General features: G+C 42.0%; 17 protein-coding genes. 10 read left to right on the top strand and 7 right to left on the bottom strand.

Features of this window, described 5'->3' with window-relative positions; all coding sequences use genetic code 11:
* Nucleotides 1–108 precede the first annotated feature (108 nt).
* Nucleotides 109–660: a histidine phosphatase family protein gene (locus CHH58_RS04025; protein WP_095227108.1), complete on the top strand. Its 552-nt coding sequence runs from the start codon at nucleotides 109–111 to the stop codon at nucleotides 658–660.
* Here CHH58_RS04025 and CHH58_RS04020 read toward each other — a convergent pair.
* Complete coding sequence (locus CHH58_RS04020; protein ID WP_170937515.1) at nucleotides 657–1844, bottom strand: M14 family metallopeptidase; 1188 nt, start codon at nucleotides 1842–1844, stop codon at nucleotides 657–659. The genes CHH58_RS04025 and CHH58_RS04020 overlap by 4 nt on opposite strands.
* Before the next feature lie 232 nt (nucleotides 1845–2076).
* Between CHH58_RS04020 and CHH58_RS04015 the strand changes: the two genes are divergently transcribed.
* Together CHH58_RS04015 and CHH58_RS04010 are read left to right on the top strand one after the other, a co-directional pair.
* Nucleotides 2077–2316 carry an indolepyruvate ferredoxin oxidoreductase subunit alpha gene (locus tag CHH58_RS04015; protein WP_093728423.1) on the top strand — a complete coding sequence of 80 codons (240 nt, stop codon included), beginning with the start codon at nucleotides 2077–2079 and terminating at the stop codon, nucleotides 2314–2316.
* A gap of 88 nt (nucleotides 2317–2404) precedes the next feature.
* On the top strand, nucleotides 2405–3916 hold the full coding sequence (locus tag CHH58_RS04010; RefSeq protein WP_095260611.1) for an FAD-dependent oxidoreductase: 1512 nt from the start codon (nucleotides 2405–2407) through the stop codon (nucleotides 3914–3916).
* 35 nt (nucleotides 3917–3951) lie between these two features.
* Here CHH58_RS04010 and CHH58_RS04005 read toward each other — a convergent pair whose 3' ends face one another.
* Nucleotides 3952–4224 (bottom strand): acylphosphatase, encoded by a 273-nt coding sequence (locus CHH58_RS04005; RefSeq protein ID WP_038560770.1) that lies wholly within the window; start codon nucleotides 4222–4224, stop codon nucleotides 3952–3954.
* 115 nt (nucleotides 4225–4339) lie between these two features.
* Here CHH58_RS04005 and CHH58_RS04000 point away from each other — a divergent pair, with 115 nt between their 5' ends.
* The 7 genes from CHH58_RS04000 to CHH58_RS03970 all read left to right on the top strand — a co-directional run bounded on the left by CHH58_RS04000 (nucleotide 4340) and on the right by CHH58_RS03970 (nucleotide 11727).
* The gene (locus CHH58_RS04000; RefSeq protein WP_095262063.1) at nucleotides 4340–5857 is read left to right on the top strand and encodes an FAD-dependent oxidoreductase; all 1518 of its coding nucleotides are present in this window, start codon (nucleotides 4340–4342) and stop codon (nucleotides 5855–5857) included.
* A gap of 120 nt (nucleotides 5858–5977) precedes the next feature.
* Nucleotides 5978–7126 (top strand): NAD-dependent epimerase/dehydratase family protein, encoded by a 1149-nt coding sequence (locus tag CHH58_RS03995; RefSeq protein WP_095234095.1) that lies wholly within the window; start codon nucleotides 5978–5980, stop codon nucleotides 7124–7126.
* 9 nt (nucleotides 7127–7135) lie between these two features.
* Nucleotides 7136–8290, top strand: a complete 1155-nt coding sequence (locus tag CHH58_RS03990) for a glycosyltransferase family 4 protein (protein ID WP_095260608.1) — start codon at nucleotides 7136–7138, stop codon at nucleotides 8288–8290.
* A gap of 202 nt (nucleotides 8291–8492) precedes the next feature.
* Nucleotides 8493–9464 (top strand): NAD(P)H-quinone oxidoreductase, encoded by a 972-nt coding sequence (locus CHH58_RS03985; protein WP_095227114.1) that lies wholly within the window; start codon nucleotides 8493–8495, stop codon nucleotides 9462–9464.
* Between the two features lie 427 nt (nucleotides 9465–9891).
* Complete coding sequence (locus CHH58_RS18305; protein ID WP_170937514.1) at nucleotides 9892–10344, top strand: hypothetical protein; 453 nt, start codon at nucleotides 9892–9894, stop codon at nucleotides 10342–10344.
* Nucleotides 10345–10406: 62 nt separating this feature from the next.
* Entirely contained in the window at nucleotides 10407–10793 is a 387-nt protein-coding gene (locus CHH58_RS03975) for a MerR family transcriptional regulator (RefSeq protein WP_095232729.1), read from the top strand.
* A 19-nt stretch (nucleotides 10794–10812) separates the two neighbouring features.
* Nucleotides 10813–11727 (top strand): DMT family transporter, encoded by a 915-nt coding sequence (locus tag CHH58_RS03970; protein WP_095262173.1) that lies wholly within the window; start codon nucleotides 10813–10815, stop codon nucleotides 11725–11727.
* A 275-nt stretch (nucleotides 11728–12002) separates the two neighbouring features.
* Here CHH58_RS03970 and CHH58_RS03965 read toward each other — a convergent pair whose 3' ends face one another.
* The 5 genes from CHH58_RS03965 to CHH58_RS03945 form a co-directional block, all read right to left on the bottom strand.
* Nucleotides 12003–13220 carry an exo-beta-N-acetylmuramidase NamZ family protein gene (locus tag CHH58_RS03965; protein WP_095262172.1) on the bottom strand — a complete coding sequence of 406 codons (1218 nt, stop codon included), beginning with the start codon at nucleotides 13218–13220 and terminating at the stop codon, nucleotides 12003–12005.
* Nucleotides 13221–13269: 49 nt separating this feature from the next.
* The gene (locus CHH58_RS03960) at nucleotides 13270–15189 is read right to left on the bottom strand and encodes a glycoside hydrolase family 3 protein (protein WP_095262061.1); all 1920 of its coding nucleotides are present in this window, start codon (nucleotides 15187–15189) and stop codon (nucleotides 13270–13272) included.
* 869 nt (nucleotides 15190–16058) lie between these two features.
* A complete protein-coding gene (abc-f, locus tag CHH58_RS03955) occupies nucleotides 16059–17693 on the bottom strand; it encodes a ribosomal protection-like ABC-F family protein (RefSeq protein WP_095262060.1) in 1635 nt (544 codons plus the stop codon).
* 268 nt (nucleotides 17694–17961) lie between these two features.
* Nucleotides 17962–19380 carry an amidohydrolase gene (locus tag CHH58_RS03950; RefSeq protein ID WP_095232726.1) on the bottom strand — a complete coding sequence of 473 codons (1419 nt, stop codon included), beginning with the start codon at nucleotides 19378–19380 and terminating at the stop codon, nucleotides 17962–17964.
* Nucleotides 19373–20104, bottom strand: coding sequence for a small-conductance mechanosensitive channel (locus CHH58_RS03945; RefSeq protein ID WP_095262059.1), 732 nt, complete (start codon nucleotides 20102–20104; stop codon nucleotides 19373–19375). Before CHH58_RS03945 ends, CHH58_RS03950 begins: the two co-directional genes overlap by 8 nt.
* Between the last annotated feature and the right edge of the window lies 1 nt (nucleotide 20105).

Here is a 20105-nt window from a genome sequence, read left to right as displayed (position 1 = left end):
ACCTAGTAGAGGTTAGCCTTTTTTGTTGGCTAGTATTTTCCTATGCTTGTAATTGTCTGATGGTTAACCGATAATAAGGCTAAGCATAGCTAGAAGGAGATGGGGCTTGTGAAAAGGATTATTCTTGTTCGTCATTGCAATGCACAAGGACAGCATAAAGACTCGCCGCTAACGTATGAAGGAATCAATGAAGCCCGATTGCTTGCTGCTTTTCTGAAAAGGTTGGATTATCCAATTCAACGTATCCTCTCCAGTCCCTTCTTCCGGGCCGTCGAGACAATTAAACCTTTCGCCGATGCAGCTGATGTACCGATAGAGCTAGACCGGCGGCTGCAGGAGCGCATTTTGAGCGAAGAACCTGTTGACGATTGGCTGGAAGTATTGGAAGAGTCGTTCGCTGACTTTGATATGCGGCTGCCTGGCGGTGAATCATCAAATGATGCCAGAGTCAGGGTACGTGCCCTGCTCGATGAACTGGAAGCAGAAGAGAAACTGGAAAATGTTGTTTTAGTCACACATGGAAATCTTCTGGCGATCCTTATGAAGGAATTTCAGACTGATATAGGTTTTTCCCATTGGAAAGGTTTTTCAAATCCGGATGTATTTCTCGTGCAGCGCACTGGCGGCAGTTATATGGTCGAACGTATCTGGAATGCTTAAATAGTATCACTTGCGAGTATGACCATTAAAATGGTGCGCAGCTTTTCATAAATTGTATGAACTTGTTCAAGGGGCAAGGGATTTTGTCCTTTGCCCAGTTCAATCGTAAAGCCAGGCCGCTGATAGGAATCAATGAACCAATCTTTGAATCCCGCATAATTATCAAGTTCCTTAACGGCTTTGTATCCGCTAAGATGCTCCATTTGAACCACTAGCTCTTCCGTTGAAGGCGGCTCTTTTTCCTCAAAGCTCCAATAGATCTCCTCTCCTTGCGTATGCAGCGCCACGACAGAATCAAAATCTTCTGATACAACGAGCTCATACATACCGATTGATTCCGGTTCTGTTAAAGGCGTAAGGCCAGGAAAGTCACGAGGTCCAGGCAATTTCGGTTTTCTCAGCTGCTCATATTCCCACTTGGCAGGATATTGTTTATTCAAATCCACACCTGTTATATTTGCCTTCCACCCTTGAAAGTCATAAGAACCTTCGTTTAGGAAATGGACAAGTTCTTCATAGTCATACGCAGCTTTACTTCCGTGAATAACAAGATCAACACCATCCGGGTTAACCATCGGTACAATAGAAAGCGTCACATCACGATATAATTTGCTTGCAGAGTGCCCGAAAATCTTTTTGTCATGGGTGACTGCAAGCAAGTACTCATTTACGAACCGCATAAGAGCCAAAGTAGTGATCCATTCATTGCCGTGGAAACTAGCATTTATATGAATCTTTTTCTTTCCTTTGCCAATTTGCAGTTCCGTTACTGGTTTTCCTAGTACCGATTTGTATACAGTACGCATACGGAAAAATGGAAAAAGATGATGAAGTGCTCTTATATCGTGAAGACAAGTGGCATAATCATAGTGCTGGCGGAAGCAAGTTACTGGATAGGTCACTCGCTGGGGGAGTACGAGCTCAGCACCTTCAGGGAAATAGGATGCGTTATACAATAGATGAACTAGTCGAAGCGGAAGCTTATAAGCAGATGCAAACACAGAATCTGTCATCTCCTTATCGAGTGTAACTGACTTAGGAGCATAGCCAGGGACCTGAATAGAGTGCTGTGATTTTACATGCGTGGAAAGAAACGGATTTGCAGCGAACAGGACATACGTCGGGAGGTGGAATAGTGTTGCCACCGTGCTTAATTGACAGCTTTCCTGTAGAGTTATTTCCATCTGAATCGCCTCCTTTGCTACAGTGTATGTCAAGTATGAAGTATTTAGGCAGAACGGGCAAGCTGTCAAATATTGAGTACGCCCGTTGTTATTATCGAATATTGTTGTTATAATTTGAATCGATAGGGTATAAATACATATAGTTCGTTGTATTTTGCGAAGTCGCAGTATACCTGGATAAAAACCGCGTCGAATGACCGGTTCATTCATAGTAGTAGAGGAGGCTATACACATGGCTTTTGTCATTACTTCCCCATGTGAAGCGGAAAAAGCGGGCGAATGCATGGAAGTTTGTCCGGTTGACTGTATCGCGGAAGGTAAAGATATGTTCTATATCGATCCTGACATCTGCATCGATTGTGGTGCATGTGAAGCGGTATGCCCAGTTGAAGCAATCTTCATGGAAGATGAGGTTCCAGCGGAAGAAACAAAGTATATCGAAATCAACCGCAAGTTCTTCCAGGAAAACTAAGTAGATCCACTGCCAAGAGGCAGTGGATTTTTTTGTTTATCTTTTCCTCAAATAGGTTAAGTGTAACAAAAAAAGGAGTTGTCGCTATATGTCGACTGGCAAGCATGAATCTTATTGGATTGAAACCAGTGCTTTTCCGAACTACGAGAAGCTGCAAGAAGATACGGAATCAGAGGTTTGCGTAGTCGGCGGTGGCATCGCGGGAATCACGACTGCTTATTTACTTACAAAGAAGGGCTATAAAGTCACTTTAATTGAGGCATTGAAACTTGGCCATGGTACAACAGGCTATACGACTGCCAAACTGACAGCACAGCATGACTTGATTTATGATCAGCTGATTAGTAAATTCGGTGAAGAAACTGCTAGACTCCATTATGAAGCAGCAATGGAAACAATCGACTTCGTAAGGGAAACAGAAAAGGAATTGCAAGCAGACTTTCAATTGAGTGTTGAGCCTGCCTACGTCTTCACTGATGAAGAAAAAAATGTCCGCCAAATTGAAAAGGAATGGAAAGCATATGAGAAGCTAGGCATACCAGGAGCACTAAAAGACGAAATAGCTCTACCGGTTTCTGTACAAAAAGCAGTAAGAATGAATAATCAAGCACAATTCCATCCGCTTCTTTTCCTTCAAGCAATGGCAGAGTATATCAGCTCGCATGGAGGCCGTATCTACGAAGACACCCGTGCAGAAACGATCGAAGAAGGTGCACCAGCTACTGTTAAGCTGAAGGATGGTGGAAGTGTAACAGCTAAACATGTGGTAATAGCTACTCATTTTCCATTTTACGATTTCAAAGGAGCTTACTTTGCACGTTTGGATGTTGCACGATCATACATTGTTGCAGGTAAAAGTCCACTTGCTTACCCAGGCGGCATGTATATCTCTATTGATAGCCCGTCCAGATCTGTGCGAAGTGCCCAGGATAAAAATGGAGATACAATATGGCTGATAGGCGGTGAGGGACATCGCACTGGTAAAGGGAGCAATATGAAGGAGCATTATAGTAATCTTCGTAATTGGGGACGCTCTGAATTTGATATAGACGAATATGAGTATAATTGGTCATCTGAGGACTTTATGAGCTTGGATCAGCTTTTCTATATCGGTCGTATAACAAAACGAACACAAAATCTGTATGTAGCAACTGCCTTCCGTAAATGGGGAATGTCCGGGGGGATCACAGCAGCCAAGGAAATTACTTCTTTGATTGATGAAGGCAAGAGTTTGTACAACGATATCTATGATCCAGCGCGGCAGGACGTTTCAAAAGGTATCGGTTCATTAGCTAAAAACATGGTGGAAGTAGGTAAAGAGCTCGTATCCGGTAAACTTGAGAAAACAGAAAAGACTATCGAAGAGCTAGACCGGGGAGAAGCAGGGAAAATACGACACAACGGAAAACTAGTTGGTATATATAAAGATGAGGAAGGTACTGTCCATAAAGTAGATACAACATGCACCCATATGGGATGTGAAGTACACTGGAATGATGCAGAGACGACCTGGGATTGTCCTTGCCATGGCTCTCGCTTCAGAGCAAGCGGTGAAGTTATCGAAGGACCGGCGGTTAAAGACTTGAAAAAGGTAGAATGAAAAAACACCCGGCTATTATGCCGGGCGTTTTTCGTTTACCTTACTTCAAAACGTTTGAAGCCTTGCTGTTTTTCTAAGTATTTCAAATCTACTTGTTTCACTTTTACAAACGAATTCGGACCTTTGCGGATTTGCTGGATGAATTGTTCCACCCGGTCTGGATCTCCCTCGGCATCAACTCGAACAGTACCATCTGCTTCGTTCCGAACAAAACCTACTAATTCAAGATTTCGGGCGATTTCTGCGGCTGAAAGCCGAAAACCGACACCTTGAACCTTTCCGCCAACTACCATCTGTACGCATTTCATCTCTATACCGCCTCCTTGAAGAACGTCTTCCCTGATAGCGTATACAAAAAACGTCTGATTAACACATCATTTATTTGGCAAAAATGTTGCTATTACAACAGATGGGGTGATTTTAATGACACATAATAAAAGCTATTGGCGGGAGAAGACGGAGATTCCGCAATTCGAATCACTCCGTTACGACACAGAAAGTGACATCGTCATTGTTGGAGGAGGTATTACCGGTGTAGTCACAGGCTATATGCTTGCCAAAGAAGGACGTCAGGTTACCATACTGGAAGCCGACAGTCTATATAGCGGAACCACAGGCTATACGACAGCAAAGCTAACTGCACAGCATGGGCTCATATATGATGAATATATCCAGCATTTTAATACTGATACAGCTAAGACACATTATGAAGCTTGCATGGATGCTATTAGATTTGTTAAAGAGACAACTTCTGCACATAGTATCGACTGTCATCTAGCAGAACAGGATGCTTACATCTATACAAAGGAAAAGCAGAACATCACTAAACTGGAGAAGGAATATGAAGCATATCAGAAGCTCGGAATCCAAGGAGAACTGACTGATTCGATTCCGCTTGGCTTTGACATAGAGAAAGCATTGACTATGAAGGGGCAATATCAGTATCATCCGCTGAAATTTCTTAACGGCTTGCTGCAAAACTTTTTAGATAATGGAGGTAAGGTATATACAGATACCCCAGTCGACACTATCGAAGAAGGACAGGATCCCGTTGTCATTACCAAGAGCGGATTGAAGATAAACTGTAAAAAGGTAGTCGTCGCTTCTCATTTCCCATTCTACGATGGTAAAGGCTTTTACTTTGCCAGATTGTATCAGGATAGATCTTACGTAGTAGCGGCTAAGCCAAAAACGACCTATCCAGGCGGCATGTATATCAATGCAGATACGCCTTCCCGGTCCATACGCAGCATTGAAACAGAAGAACACGGCACCTTACTTCTCATAGGCGGGGAATCCCACCGTACAGGCGAAGGTCATCCAGAAGAAACGTACTATAAGGAACTCACGGACTTTGCTGCTTATATGGGTACAGAGACTCCTATCTATATGTGGTCCGCACAGGATATCGTCACGTTAGATAATCTTCCTTATATAGGGCATATAAGCAAAGGAAACGATAATATCTTTGTCGCAACGGGCTATCGTAAATGGGGAATGACAAGCAGTATCGTTGCAGGTCTTGAAATCAGTTCACTGATTACAGCAGGCAGCAGCCGATACAAAAATATTTATCAGCCATCAAGGTTTCGGGCTGACCCGGATTTGGGTAGTGTAACTAAGAATGTTATGGAAGTGGCGAAGGAATTTGTATTAGGTAAACTGGAACAGCCATATGAGTATGTCCCGAACCTCAAGCGGGGCGAAGCGACCAAAGTGCGATTTAACGGCCTGCTGCTTGGTGTTTACAAGGACGAAAGTGGAGAAATTCACCAAGTCGATACAACTTGTACCCATATGAAATGCGAAGTCAATTGGAATAGTGCTGAATCCAGTTGGGATTGTCCTTGTCACGGATCACGTTTTTCTGGAACAGGTGAAGTTCTAGAAGGACCAGCTAAAAAGCCGCTAAAAAAATTGGATCGCGGGCTGAACAGTTAACAATTTGTTTACACACTCTCAAATCTTCCTTAACACCATATTGTTTTTCATTGCAACATCGTTAGCATATAATTGTTAACGAACGTACCAAGAAATGTTGATGTCACAGGAGGATGAGTCATGAAAATTGTTGTAGCTGGTGGAGATGGTTTCTGCGGATGGCCGACAGCCCTTTATTTGTCCAAGCAAGGTCATGAAGTAGCAATCGTCGATAACTTAGTAAGACGAAAGTATGATGAAGAATTACGATCCAATTCCGTAACACCAATTTATTCCTTGGAGGAGCGGGTCGCGAAGTGGAAAGAGAAGACCGGCAAGGAAATCAAGACATACATAGGCGACTTAAATCATTATGATTTTCTAGCGGAAGTATTCCGTCAGACACAGCCTGAGGCATTCGTGCACTTTGCGGAACAGCGCTCTGCTCCGTATAGCATGATTGATCGTGAGCATGCTGTATATACGCAGCAGAATAATGTGATCGGAAACTTGAATGTACTTTATGCAATCAAGGAATTCGCTCCGTCTTGTCATCTGATTAAGCTTGGTACGATGGGAGAGTACGGTACCCCTAATATCGATATTGAAGAAGGCTATATTGAAATCGAACATAAAGGCAGAAAGGATAAACTGCCATTCCCGAAACAGCCAGGATCTTTCTACCACTTATCTAAAGTGCATGACAGTCATAACATCATGCTCGCTTGCAAAATCTGGGGCATTCGTGCAACAGATTTGAACCAAGGTGTAGTATATGGTCTTCATACAGAAGAAACGAAACTTGATCCGGTTCTTGCAAACCGTTTCGATTATGATGGTGTCTTCGGTACAGCATTGAATAGATTCCTCATTCAGTCAGCTACTGGCCATGACATCACTGTATATGGCAGCGGCGGACAGACACGTGGCTTCTTGAATATTACGGATACAATCCGCTGTGTGGAAATCGCTGCAGAAAATCCAGCAGATGCAGGGGAATTCCGTGTATTCAACCAATTCACGGAAAGCTTCTCTGTGAAGGAGCTTGCTGAGAAGGTGCAGAAAGTGAGCCGGGAGAAAGGTCTTGATCCAGAGATCAAATCTATCGAAAATCCGAGGGTGGAAGCAGAGGATCATTACTATAACGCGGTAAATACAAAGCTGCGTGATCTTGGTCTCGAGCCTAATTTACTTACTGACGATGTGCTTCGTGAAATTTTAGAGACGGCTCTTGAACATAAAAATCGAGTCATTAAAGAAAATGTACTTCCTACGGTTACGTGGAAATAGGAGAACACATTGAAAATCGTCATTATCACCGAGACATTTCTGCCATCGACTGACGGTGTCGTCACCCGGCTCACCGAAGCGATCAAGTACCTGCGCAGCCAGAAGCATGAAGTCGTCGTCATTGCTCCGGATTTAGGTGTAACTGAATATGAAGGTGCGCTTGTGGAGGGGGTTGGGACAGTAACAATGCCATTTTACCGTTCCAAGAAATTCTCCATGCCGACGAGACGTATCAAAGCCTTGCTGGAGAAGCACCAGCCGGATCTTGTGCATGTGGCGAATCCTGCCTTAGTCGGAGTATCAGGAATACATTACGCGCATAAGAAAGGACTGCCGCTTTTGGCATCCTACCATACACATGTACCGAAATACCTTGATTATTACAAACTTTATAAACCTTTGAAACCATTATTCTGGTGGCATTTCCGAAGGCTTCATAATACAGCTGACATCAATCTGTGTACGTCTGCTGCTATAAAGCAGGAGCTTGATGCGCATGGCTTTGAGCGGATGCATGTGTTGCGCAGAGGTGTCGATGTAGAGAAGCGTCATCCGGATTTTTATTCAAAAAGTATGCGTGAGCGGCTTTTACAAGGAGATCATAGTAAGAAATTGCTCATCTTTGTCGGCAGACTGGCAATTGAGAAGGAAATCCATAAGATTCGTCCATTATTGGATGAACGGGATGACTTAGCATTAGCTATTATCGGAGACGGTCCAGCACGTAAAGAACTGGAGAAGATATTTGCGGGAACAAACACGCTCTTCACAGGCTTTCTTCATGGAGAAGAGCTATCCCAGGCGTTTGCTTCTGCTGATGCTTTTCTGTTCCCGTCTATTACCGAGACACTAGGTCTAGTCATACTAGAAGCAATGGCTTCCGGAATTCCTGTCATTGCTGCTAAAAGCGGACCGACATTGGAACAAATTGAGGAAGGTAAGACAGGGTTCCTCTTTGAAAATGAAGATGTAGCGAGCATGAGTAAAGCGGTTGGTAAACTTGATGATCAAGAATTAGCGTCTAAAATGAAACAGAATGTACGAATAGAAGCTGAGAAGCATTCCTGGACGAATGCTTCCAGTGAATTATTCGATTACTATTTAGAGACTATTCAAGCAAGATCCCCTGTATATCAAGCAGTGCAAAACCCGAGCTCCAGATAAAAGAGCCGGGTTTTTGCATGTTTAAGCTTTTTATCATATGGTTAACAATAAGAAAAAGCACACGAAATGAGGTGCAGCAGCATGAAATTCTTCAAAGGACTGCTAATCGGGATCTTGTTAGCTATACCATTCTGGATAGTGCTGATTTATTTACTTTTCTTCCGTAAAGGTTGAGAATTAAGAGTGAAAGGGAGTAATAACTATGAAAGCAATCACATTACAAGGTTTCGGCGGCACAGAGAAACTAAAACTGGAAGAAGCCGATAAACCCAAAATAAAACCAGACGAAATTCTTGTCTCCGTAAAGGCTTCAGCAATTAACCGTGCAGATATAGAAAAAAGAAAAGGAAATTACCCTTCAAGTGATTTTGATCCAATTTTAGGATTGGAAATTGCTGGTGTTGTGGAAGAAGCAGGAGAGGAAGCATACGGATGGGAAAAGGGAGAGCGTATATTTGGACTCATTCCATCCGGCGGCTACGCAGAATACGCTGTACTTAACAGCAAGCTTGCAATGCCCATTCCAGAGCATTTGAGCTACGAAGAGGCAGCGGCGGTACCAGAAGTGTTTATGACAGCTTATCAGACGCTACATTGGCTCGGTGAGCTTAAACAAGGTGAAACTGTCTTGATTCATGCTGGTGCAAGCGGCGTCGGAACGGCTGCCATTCAATTAGCTAAACAAGCAGGTGCAACAGTAGCAGTTACAGCGGGGTCTAAAGAAAAGCTTGATTTCTGCAAAGAACTCGGCGCTGACATCACCATTAACTATAAAGAAGAAGATTTTGCTGAAAAGCTTGCCGATACAGGCGCTGATGTTATATTAGATTTCATTGGAGCAACATACTGGGATCAGAATATCGAAACGCTCAAAACAGACGGCAGATTGATCTTAATTGGTTTCCTAGGCGGTACAAAGCTTGAAAATGCGAATATAACGCCATTACTTGCAAAACGCTTACATGTAAAAGGAACGTTATTAAGTACAAGAAGCATTGATTACAAAGCCAGACTGACGGCTGATCTGATTGATAATGTATTGCCATTGTTTGAATCACAAGCAATCAAACCAATTGTCGACAAAGTATTTCCTTTAGCAGAAGTTGCAAATTCGCATGAGTATATGGAAAGCAACAAGAATACAGGCAAAATTGTTTTGCATGTAGCGGATTGATAATAAGATCAGATTGTGCAGCAAACTAGTTGCGCAGTCTGTTTTTTTGATCTTGTCTCAATATCTTAAGAATACTTAGATTTTGAGATATGAAACAGCGTTTCATCATTACTTCCGATAATATATATTATGTAAACTAAGAAAAAATAAAATTATCTAATGAGTATTCCTAAGCTATCTTTATACCCCTTCTCGTTCATTAACACACAGAATTATACAGCCACGTTGCTATAAGTTCAATTAAGGTAATTCTATTAGCAGATCTTCTACAACTTCATAGCAACATGACCGTACTTTTGGATCAACTACTTAGACTCATTAATAATTTAATGCAATCGTATTTACAACACCTTAACCAAATTTAGATTCAATATAATCTCAAATCTTAATCTGCTACTTTAGAAACATTTTAACTACTGGTAAAGCTATGTTTATCCTACGTACAATATTAAATCTTATAACATTCTCGCCAAATCATTCGTTGCCTCGATATATTGTATTGGTGCTGTCTGGAACGCATCTTACATTAGCAGTGCCGCTTGTCTTTGTGATTGCTGGTATTGCTTTGTTTACATTCGTTTTTTTTGCAAATCATTCTATTGCCAGTAGTTTAGTTGGGAAACGTGCAGCAAGTCATAAAGCTCAAGCATCCTCTCTCTATCTTTTCTTTTATTATACTGGATCTAGTATATTCGGTTCCTTGGGCGGTTTCTTCTGGAGTGGATCAGGCTGGAAAGGAGTAGTCGCAATGGTGAGCGTGATGATACTGGTTACCCTGGTCCTTGCTATCAGTGTCATCCGCGAAAATGATGTCGCAGCAAACACAAAATGGTGTCCTTGTAGTGCAGTTTTCCTACTGCATACTTTTCTTTATTTATAAAGCTTGACTTGAAGCTAACTATAAGGAGTAATATAGAGCAGGATTAAGTGAGGTGAAAACAGATGTGTACGATAACGGAAGCTGCAGTAAAGACAGGATTTTCAACCGGTACACTCCGTTATTATGAGCGAATCGGACTTGTGAAAAAGCCGCAGAGAAAACCTAATGGTGTTCGTATATATACAAAAGGAGACATACAGCTGCTGCAAGCTCTTGCCTGCTTAAAAGAAGCTGGTCTCTCATTGGATGAGATTTCTTCCTTTATGAAAGATAATGACTGGCATGAATTGGGGTTCTTGGACGGAGACGATATCTCCAATCGTAATAAAGTGAGTATCCTTGAGACCCATTTGCAGAAATTAGAGGCTGAAAAGCAGCGTTTGGAGTCTGCCATAGCTTTAACACAGAAAAAACTGGCCAAATATAGCAAACTGTTTAACGAAAAATAGAAGAAATGAAGGAATGAACATGAATCAAGTAAGAGTAGTTAGTATGATAGCAATCATTAGTATTATTTGGGGATATTTATGGGTAACTGTAAAGATTGGTTTAGAGGATTTCCCTCCCTTTTTGTTCTCCTCCTTCCGTCTCCTGATTGGAGCGGCAGTATTAGTAATAGTTTTATTAGTAAAGAAGGTGCGCATTTTGCCGGAAAAGCATGAGTGGAAACCCTTCTTTATACTAGCCGCATTAATGTGTATTGGTTATTATGCGCTGTCTACATTCGGAATGCAATTTGTCGACTCAGGTGTTTCATCTGTTCTTGTATACACAATGCCGATAATTGTCAGTGTGATGGCACACTTTATGCTTAAGGAGCGACTAGTAATGAATAAAGTAATCGGACTGCTAGTCGGAGCTGCCGGTTTAGTATGTATTATAGGTACAAAGCTATTTCATTTGTCCTTTGATCTTACGTTAGTAGGAGAAGCGATTATCGTGGTTTCAGCCTTTTTCTGGGCAGGAGCGAATATCTATACAAAGAAAGTCGGTGGCGCACACCATAAAATTAAAATGACAATGTGGCAGATGCTGATTGGAGCAGTTCTTCTATTCGTTATTTCTTTTGCGAGTGAACATGCCGCGATCACGAATTTAACAGTATCCACTTCTTCCTTGCTCGCATTGCTTTACAACGGGATACTAGGTTCCGCTGTTGCATTCGTAGGATGGAACTGGGTATTGAGCAAAATTGAGGCTTCGATTGCATCTATCTCACTCATGTCCGTGCCGCTGCTAGGTTTATTTTTCGGCTGGCTACAACTGGGCGAGGAAATAACGCCCAATATTATCCTAGGTGCCGTACTAGTTTGTATCGGTATTCTGCTTACATCGATTAAGATACAGAGACAAACTATAGCTAAAGAGAAAAATGCAGATTAACTTATATAAAGAGATGTGTCATTAAGTACACATCTCTCTTTTATTTAGCTCTTCAGTTCATTAATCTTCCTTTATTCCCCAAAGCCATGCAGAAATTAGGATTGATTGATAAAGCCCTATTATAATAATCTAAGGTTTCTGTTTAAAGCTTCCCTATTGTTAATACCCCTTGCAGACGTTCGCTACAGCTGCATTCCTCAGGAGTTGATGGAGAAACAGGTATTTTCCTATACTAAAAAAGGGTGAAACTCAATGATTTCACCCTTTCGAAACAATTACTTATAAATTAAGTACTCTTTTCGAACCTTCTTAAATTCATATAGTTCGTTTTGGTATTTTTTCGTGATTTCTGTAACGGATGCTCCTTCAAGAATCATTGTTCTGACCCAATCGTTTCCAATTAATTTATCAAAGAAGTTGTTTGAAAGAAATTCGAAATCGTCTGGATACATGTCATGAATTATTTTAATGATGTAAAGACCTGTAGTTACCGCATCGAATTCAGCTCGGTCTGTTACATGAATTTCAACACCATGGCTGAGTTTTCCAGCATGTTTTGAAGATGTCGGTGTAAAGGATGCAGCCCTGAATTTCACACCTGGTAGACTAAGTGAGTTCAATTCTGCAGCAAGATTTGTGCTGTTGATAAAAGGTGCACCGATCAGTTCAAATGGTTTGGTTGTTCCCCGCCCTTCTGAAAGGTTTGTTCCTTCAATCAGACCGGTTGAAGGATAAACAAATGTTGTTGAAACTGTCGGCATATTTGGTGACGGTAGGACAAATGGAAGTCCAGTGTCATCGAAATCCATGGACCGCCTCCACCCTTTCATTTTGACGATTCTCAAATTTGCTCCAATATTAAATTCTTCGTTGAAGAAGGAAGCAAGCTCTCCGACTGTCATTCCGTGCTTTGTTGGAATTGGATACATCCCTATAAAGGAAGAGAACTCAGGCTCAAGTACAGGACCATCAACTGAAAGTCCGCCTAGAGGATTCGGACGGTCAAGCACGACAATTGGAATGTTGTTTTCTTTTGCTGCTTCCATGGCATAAGCCATTGTGTAGATGTATGTGTAATAGCGTGTTCCGACGTCCTGAATATCAAAGACAAGCACTTCTACGTTTTTAAGCATTTCAGGTGTTGGTTTTCTTGTTTGTCCATAGAGACTGTAAACAGGTAGTCCTGTTTTTTCGTCAATATAAGATTCAACATATTCCCCTGCCTGAGCATCACCGCGTACACCATGCTCAGGACCGAATAAAGCTGTCAGTTCAATATCCGAATCTTCATGCAGCAGATCAACAATGCTGTTCATTTTTGAGTCAATACCGGTCGGATTGGTAATTAAGCCAACTTTTTTGCCTTTTAAAAGTTCTTTCTGATCATCTAAAAGGACCTCAACACCAGGCGTTACTTTATTATCTTTCTTTCTCTTATGGGCAGCAACCTCTTTTTCCGCAGGAAAAGCACTTAAAGCAAGCATCAGAATCATAACCAGCAACAAACCCCTTTTCAATGGAACTCCTCCCCTTTAATTCGGATTATTTAAGCAGCTTGCCTGAACGAATATCGAGTCCATAACCATATGGATAAATAATTTCTTCAGGTTGATTGACAGATGGAATATCTACTGGTAATTTACCTTTTGGCTTTGATTCACCAAATATGGTCTTAATACCGGCAGGAATGTTCGGCTGTCTATATGCTCCATTTGAATAGCCTTTAAAACCATAGACCGCAAGCACAGCTTTTGCTTCTTCAAAATTCCCGACATCATAAGGATTGCGCAGACTCATTAACACAAACTTTTTATTCTTTGCTTCAGCATCTTTCATGACAGCTCTTGGAAAAGCTGTTGCCCATTTGCTCGAATCCTGAATACTATCATCAATGACGCCATCGTTTACAGCAGGGTCATTTTTCACAACATAGGAACCGGTAATAACATAGTCTGCGTCATCAATCATGGCTGCCACCTCTTCATTGAAAGACTTTTCCGAGAAAGCATAGCCAGTAATTTTAACATTTTTCTTCTTGCCTTTTAATTCGTTTATGCTTCTTGTCATCGCTTCTACTTGGTCATCAAATGGAGCTAGCACAAGAACATTGTCCCCTTTTTTCGGTTTGAAAGGGAGTGTTTTGTCTTCATTTTTCAAAAGAGTAACAGCATCCTCCGCCATGTTCTTTTCTTTCTTCAAATGCTCCTTGTTGCCTACTACTTTTAACGATTTAGCTACTTTTTCTTCAATTGGTGCTTTGTCAGGATCCAAAATACCACGTTTTTCTTTCAATTTAAGAATTCTCTCAACCGATGCATTTACTTGCTCCATTGGGATATCTCCAGATTCGATTGCTTCTAGCACTGCGTTATAAACGGAAGCCAAATTCTTTTCCATTTCCAAAGAGTTCACTTGTGCAGGCATTAACGCAATATCTACACCTGATTTTAATGCTAATACTACGGCTTCTTCCTGGCCAAAGTTGTATGAAATCGCTTTCATATTAAGAGCATCTGTGACGATGACACCTTCAAACCCCATTTCCTCGCGTAGCAATCCTGTCAAAACCTTTTTGGAAAGTGTGGCTGGAACCAAAATCTCCTGACCGTCTTTTTTGCTGATATACGTTGTATCATCAAAAGCAGGAAATTGAACATGCGCTGTCATAATCATATCTATGCCTTCATCAATCGCATTCTGAAAAGGCAGAAGTTCTACAGCATGTAATCTATCCTTGTCATGTGTAACAAGCGGCAAACCGTAATGACTGTCAGTAGCGGTATCGCCATGTCCTGGAAAATGCTTTGCTGTTGCAGCAACATTCTGGCGTTGCAGTCCTTTTATAGTCTCAATGCCTAGCTTTGAGACTAGCTCTGGATTAGAGCTGTATGAACGGACACCTATTACAGGATTTTCAGGATTATTGTTTACATCCAATGACGGGCCGAAATTTACATTTACACCAAGAGACGATAATTCTTTCCCAATGATTTTGCCAGTTTGATAAGCATATTTTTCACTTCCTGTTGCACCCAACGCCATGTTGCCGGGGAGGTTCGTTCCCGTTTGTAGACGTGTCACGATTCCGCCTTCCTGATCAATAGTGATGAAAAGCGGTAGTTCCGGACTTGCATTTTGCAAGCCATCTATCAAACGGACTGTTTGCTCAGTACCCACGACGTTTTCGGCAAATAGGATAACGCCCCCTAAATGATATTTCTGAATGATGCTTCCCACTTCATCGTTCATCTCTGTAAAACCTGTTGCTTTGCTTTCCCCTTGCTTTTGCCAGTTGCGGAAATCCGGCATAAGCATTTGACCCACTTTTTGTTCGACCGACATTCCCTCAACAATTGCCTTCACATCTGTGTCAGCCTTCACATCTGTAGGTTTGATTCCAACGAAAGCTGTAACTGAAAGCACTGCAACTAAAGCAGCTGCTGCCCATTTCTTTTTAAACATATTCCCATCCCCTTTTTAATTATTTGATGCTAAAGCTTTGAAAATAGCTATCACTACACTCCGGTAGTTTCCTGTTATGACAAGATCCCCGTAAAATGGATTACAGTCTTCAGTAAGCAGGACACTTCCCAAGTCTTGTTCCGGGTCAATGATGGTTAGGAGAATGATGCGAACATCGCACAAGGTAAAAGGTTGAGAGGAGCGACCGATCAAAGTGAGTAAGCCCGATGGTTATATCGCCACTCCCTTTTACAAGATTGAGCACTTAAAGGATTTTCTTTGTTTTGCAGGAAAAGAGGTAGCAATTAGGCATCGTCCAGGTTTGCATTGTCCATAAAGCTTGCAATTAGACACTAAATAGTAGTGCTGTTGTACCTTAATAAATGCGGAGTAATTTCTGTTGAACATTCGCTACTGTATTGTAAGCACCTATACCACAAAAACGGACGATTTTTTCTTTTATTAACATGAATTACATTTTTATAATTTCAATTAATAACTTCAGCTGTAACACGGACGATCTGAATATTAGTTCTTATAAGTGAGAATTGGGCTATTTCTAAAGCTGGGTGCTTTAATAAAGTGGAAAGCTTCAAATATAATTAATATTTTGAAAACTATGAGGAGGGGATCGGCAGTAAACGATAGATACTAAAACTAAGTAGTAGTATTTCCTGTTATATTGTGACCTCCATATCTATTTTTTCCCCAAGCTTAACATACTCCAATATAAGATGGTTCAATATTAGAATTTCTTTTAAATTCAGGAAAACTTGACTATTACCTTTTATATAGGACTGAAGGTTTACAATTCAGAACATATCAGGAAAGAAGAGTTGTGCTTTGAATACACAGCTCTTCTATTTTTTCTAATTCTTCAGTTGTATAATTCTTTTTGTCAGTTGATTAAAACGCTCATCCAAATGCTTATACGCTGTATCTCCAGGTATAAGCATACTCAGCTTCCCTAATACTTCCTGCCGTTCATTTTCCAGCTGCATGAGTATGATATCCACTTCTGAGTCTGGTTCCGCTTCTCTAGTACTTAGAATCTTCTGCATCGTGCCTTCCTGAATGATCAATTGCGTATCTGTCACTTTCTCTCTGAAATAGCGATCATGCGAGATAACAAGCAGTGTCCCACTGTAAGCTGCGAGTGTTTGTTCCAAATGTTCCCGAGATGGAAGGTCCATGTGGTTTGTTGGTTCATCCAGCAAAAGGACATCCTTATCTTCCAGGATATGCTGCATAAGTTTGAGCTTCACACGCTCCCCCATACTCATTTCTTCTATCTGAAGTCTCCAGCTTTCTGTCTCGAAACCGAGATGCAAAAGCAGCGTTTGTACCTTTCCCCTCTCTGCATATGATTCCTGGTGAAAGATCTCCGCAGGTGTCTTATCCAAAGGCAGATCATAGACATCCTGTGAGAGATAGCCGATGTTTGCTGTTGGTGACTTCCATATCTCTCCTGCATATGGTTCACTATCAGTTATCATACGGAAAAAGGTTGTCTTGCCGCACCCGTTCGGCCCTTGCAAGCCGACTTTCTCTCCATGCTTGATTGTAAAATTGGCATCACGAAAGAGTACCTTACTTTCATATTGCTTCGTTACGTTTTTACATTCCAAAAACCGTTTTCCTTTTTTGCGGGCTGATTTTAGTTCAAAGGTTATGCCTTGCTCCGGTTCAACAGCTTCTACTTTCTCCTTTTCCAATTCATTTTCTAGTCGCTTCCTTTTGGATTTTACAGCCTTATCCATTCGTTTCGCTTTTTTACGATAATATTCTTTAGCACCTTCTTGTTTGGTAGATTGTGAATGTGCTTTGGCGCTCCAGTTTTGCAACGAAGCTATTTGGTCTTCTACTTGGTTTATACGTTTTTGCTGTTTCTCATAGGCATGCTGTTGGGCCGCTTTTTCTTTATGCCGATGATCTGTATACGCAGTATAATTCCCTTCAAAAGTATGGAGCATCTGTTCTTCTATAGACCATATCTTTGTGGCCACTTGATCTAGTAGATAGCGGTCATGCGAAACGATCAATAACGTTTTATTTGATTCTTTGATTTCTTCCACAAGCAGGTTTACACTGTCTTCATCCAGATGGTTTGTTGGTTCATCCAGCAGCAATATCTCTGCCTTACTTGAAAGTCCGCTCGCAAGCCTCGCTTTTAGTTTCTCTCCGCCGCTCATATTATGATAAGGAACAGATGGCACGCTCCATTTTCTGCGCAGTATTGCTGCTTCAGATTGAATTGGATCATAACTATAATTGTCCTTTTCCTGTTCAACCAATTCAACATGGAGAGAATCCGCTGTCCGAATTACTCCTTCGATTACATGCTTATTACCTGCCAAAATCTGCAGTAATGTACTCTTACCAGCGCCGTTCCTTCCGATTATGCCAATTACATCACCCTGGTGAATTGTACCATTTGCCTGCTGTAATATGAGACGCTCACCGTACATATAGCTGATTTGCTGTAATTTGATTAATTCTTTCATAAGTAACCGCTCCTTAACGATAGGAGGACAGAAAAAAATCCTCCCAAAATAAATTGGAAGGATTAGCCGTACCAGAAAGACACATACATCCTTGGAGAGGTATACGTTTCCGTTCAATTAGAAAATGGGCAGACTAATCCTATTTTGTACGCGTTGAAAATGACTTTTCAATTCGTGAAAAATAAGATTAGTTAATCATTGGTCACCCATCATCCTCTCGTATTTGTTGCTTACAGTATACCAAAAGTGAAATGGAAGTCAATTACACTCAGATTAATTGCTCTTTTCGTTCTGTTCCAGGCGCTAATACAGTCTCATCTAGACCAGCTTGATACGGCTTATCAGCAGTTGCTCTTATGAACTCTGCCTTTGCTTGTTCCACAAGAGCTGGTTCAGTAAGAAGGTCATATGCGGTCAAAGCCATGATTCGCGCCGCATAATGCATGCCCTTCAGTCCAATACTTGTTCCGAATACTGCCGTAGCTTGCCACGCATGTACTTGGGTTCCAATCGGCCCGCATGTCGTACCGATACTAGCAAGCGGAGTGATCCAGCTTACATCGGCTACATCTGTCGAGCCAGGCATCGTTGTATCTTTCATTGTTATATTATAGAAATTCTTGGTGGGAAGTATATCATTGTAATCAAGCTGCAGCTGTCGGCGAGATTCTTCAATAAGTTTCGGATCCATAGACTTACGCAGTATAGCGGCATAAGCAACTTCATCCGAAGTAAAGCTTTCCATCGGGTAATCCTCCATATTGCGATAATTCAGCGTATCCATTGTGTCATTTGTCAGCATATGATAGCAATTGGCTAAAAGTTCATGAGAAGTTGAGGTGCCAGTAATCAATGCTGCCCCTTTTGCGATATCATGCATGCGCACCAGCATATCCTCTACTTGATCCCGATTTTCTCCTCGCAGGTAATACCATACCTCTGCTTCATCTGGAACTATGTTCGGCGCTTGCCCGCCGTTTGTGATGCTATAGTGGATGCGTGTGCCGTCTACTAGATGCTCCCGCAGATAGTTGGCTCCGATATTCATGATTTCAACAGCATCAAGCGCACTGCGTCCGGCATGCGGTGCACCTGCTGCATGTGCCGGGACACCATGGAAACGGAATTTGATGGAGATCATTGCTTGAGTGCTATAATTTTGGACCACATTACTTGTTCCAGGATGCCAGGTGAGACAGCAATCCAAATCATCAAATACACCTTCTCTTGCCATAAATGTCTTTCCTGAGAGCACCTCTTCAGCGGGACAGCCATAATAGCGGATCGTCCCATTCACCTTGCCTTGATCGATAAGCTGCTTCAGCCCTAGCACGGCCTCTACACCAGCGGTTCCAAGCAGATGATGGCCGCACGCGTGACCAGGTGCGTTATCTCTGACAGGATCCTTGTAAGGCTTGCTTGATTGCGACAAACCTGGCAGTGCATCAAATTCTCCTAGTATACCGATGGTTGGATGCCCACTCCCGTATTCCGCATAAAAAGCAGTTTGCATACCACCGATGTTATCTGTAATGCGGAAACCTGCGTCTGCAAGCACATCCTTCTGCGCTGTACTTGCATAAGTCTCTTTATAAGCGATTTGAGGATGCTGCCATATATCAAGTGCTAAACTTCCTGTAACGTGTTCCAACTCCTCCAGATTACGAACCAGCTCTTTTTTACTCATGAACCATCTCTCCTTCATTTGTTTTGGATGCTTGCTTGTTTTCCAAAAGTACACAGATAATGACTGTCAAGAACATACAGACCAGGCCTTTGAAGAAGACTGGAATTGGAATCTGTGTCAACAGGATGCCGAAAACGACACCGGTCACACCGAAAAGCGGTTTTCTCATAGCCAATTGAGCGATCATCCCGCCGAAGATAGCAGGAATGATATAGGTGAATGCAGCCTGAACGGATTCTGGGATTGCAGAGAGGATATACGATCCTGCTAATATGACAGGAATCAGCACGGCGATATTCATAAAGCTGGCTGCCGCTATTGCGAGAGTTGCTGCTACCTCGCCTTTCCTTGTACCTGGTTCTGCGCCTATCACCTGCTGAGCCGCAGCCGCAGATGGAAGACACATATTGGCGATGTTTCCAGTAAGGAAACTAAGGTACGTTCCAGAGACACCAAGTGTTGCGTAATAACTGACCGGCTCCACCACCCAAGCAAATCCAACGAGGGCGATATATGCGAGAAAGGCAGCGAATATTGCCTGCCAGCCAGGGTGGTATCCCGCGACAAACGATAGATAAAGCGGCAATGCAGCCGATAAGACAATCACACATCCAATCGTGAGTCTTCCCCAAAAATGAGCATTCACATGAAAAGCATCAAATGATTGCTGCTGTGTTTCAATCAGCTGTTCCTGTATTACTACCTGTTCCGCTGTTTTAGCCATT

Origin of the sequence: Terribacillus saccharophilus (assembly GCF_002272745.1) — a bacterium.
Classification (GTDB): Bacteria; Bacillota; Bacilli; order Bacillales; family Amphibacillaceae; genus Terribacillus; species Terribacillus saccharophilus_B.
The sequence above is the reverse complement of the archived record's forward strand: the minus strand, read 5'-3'. Positions and strand labels throughout refer to the sequence as shown.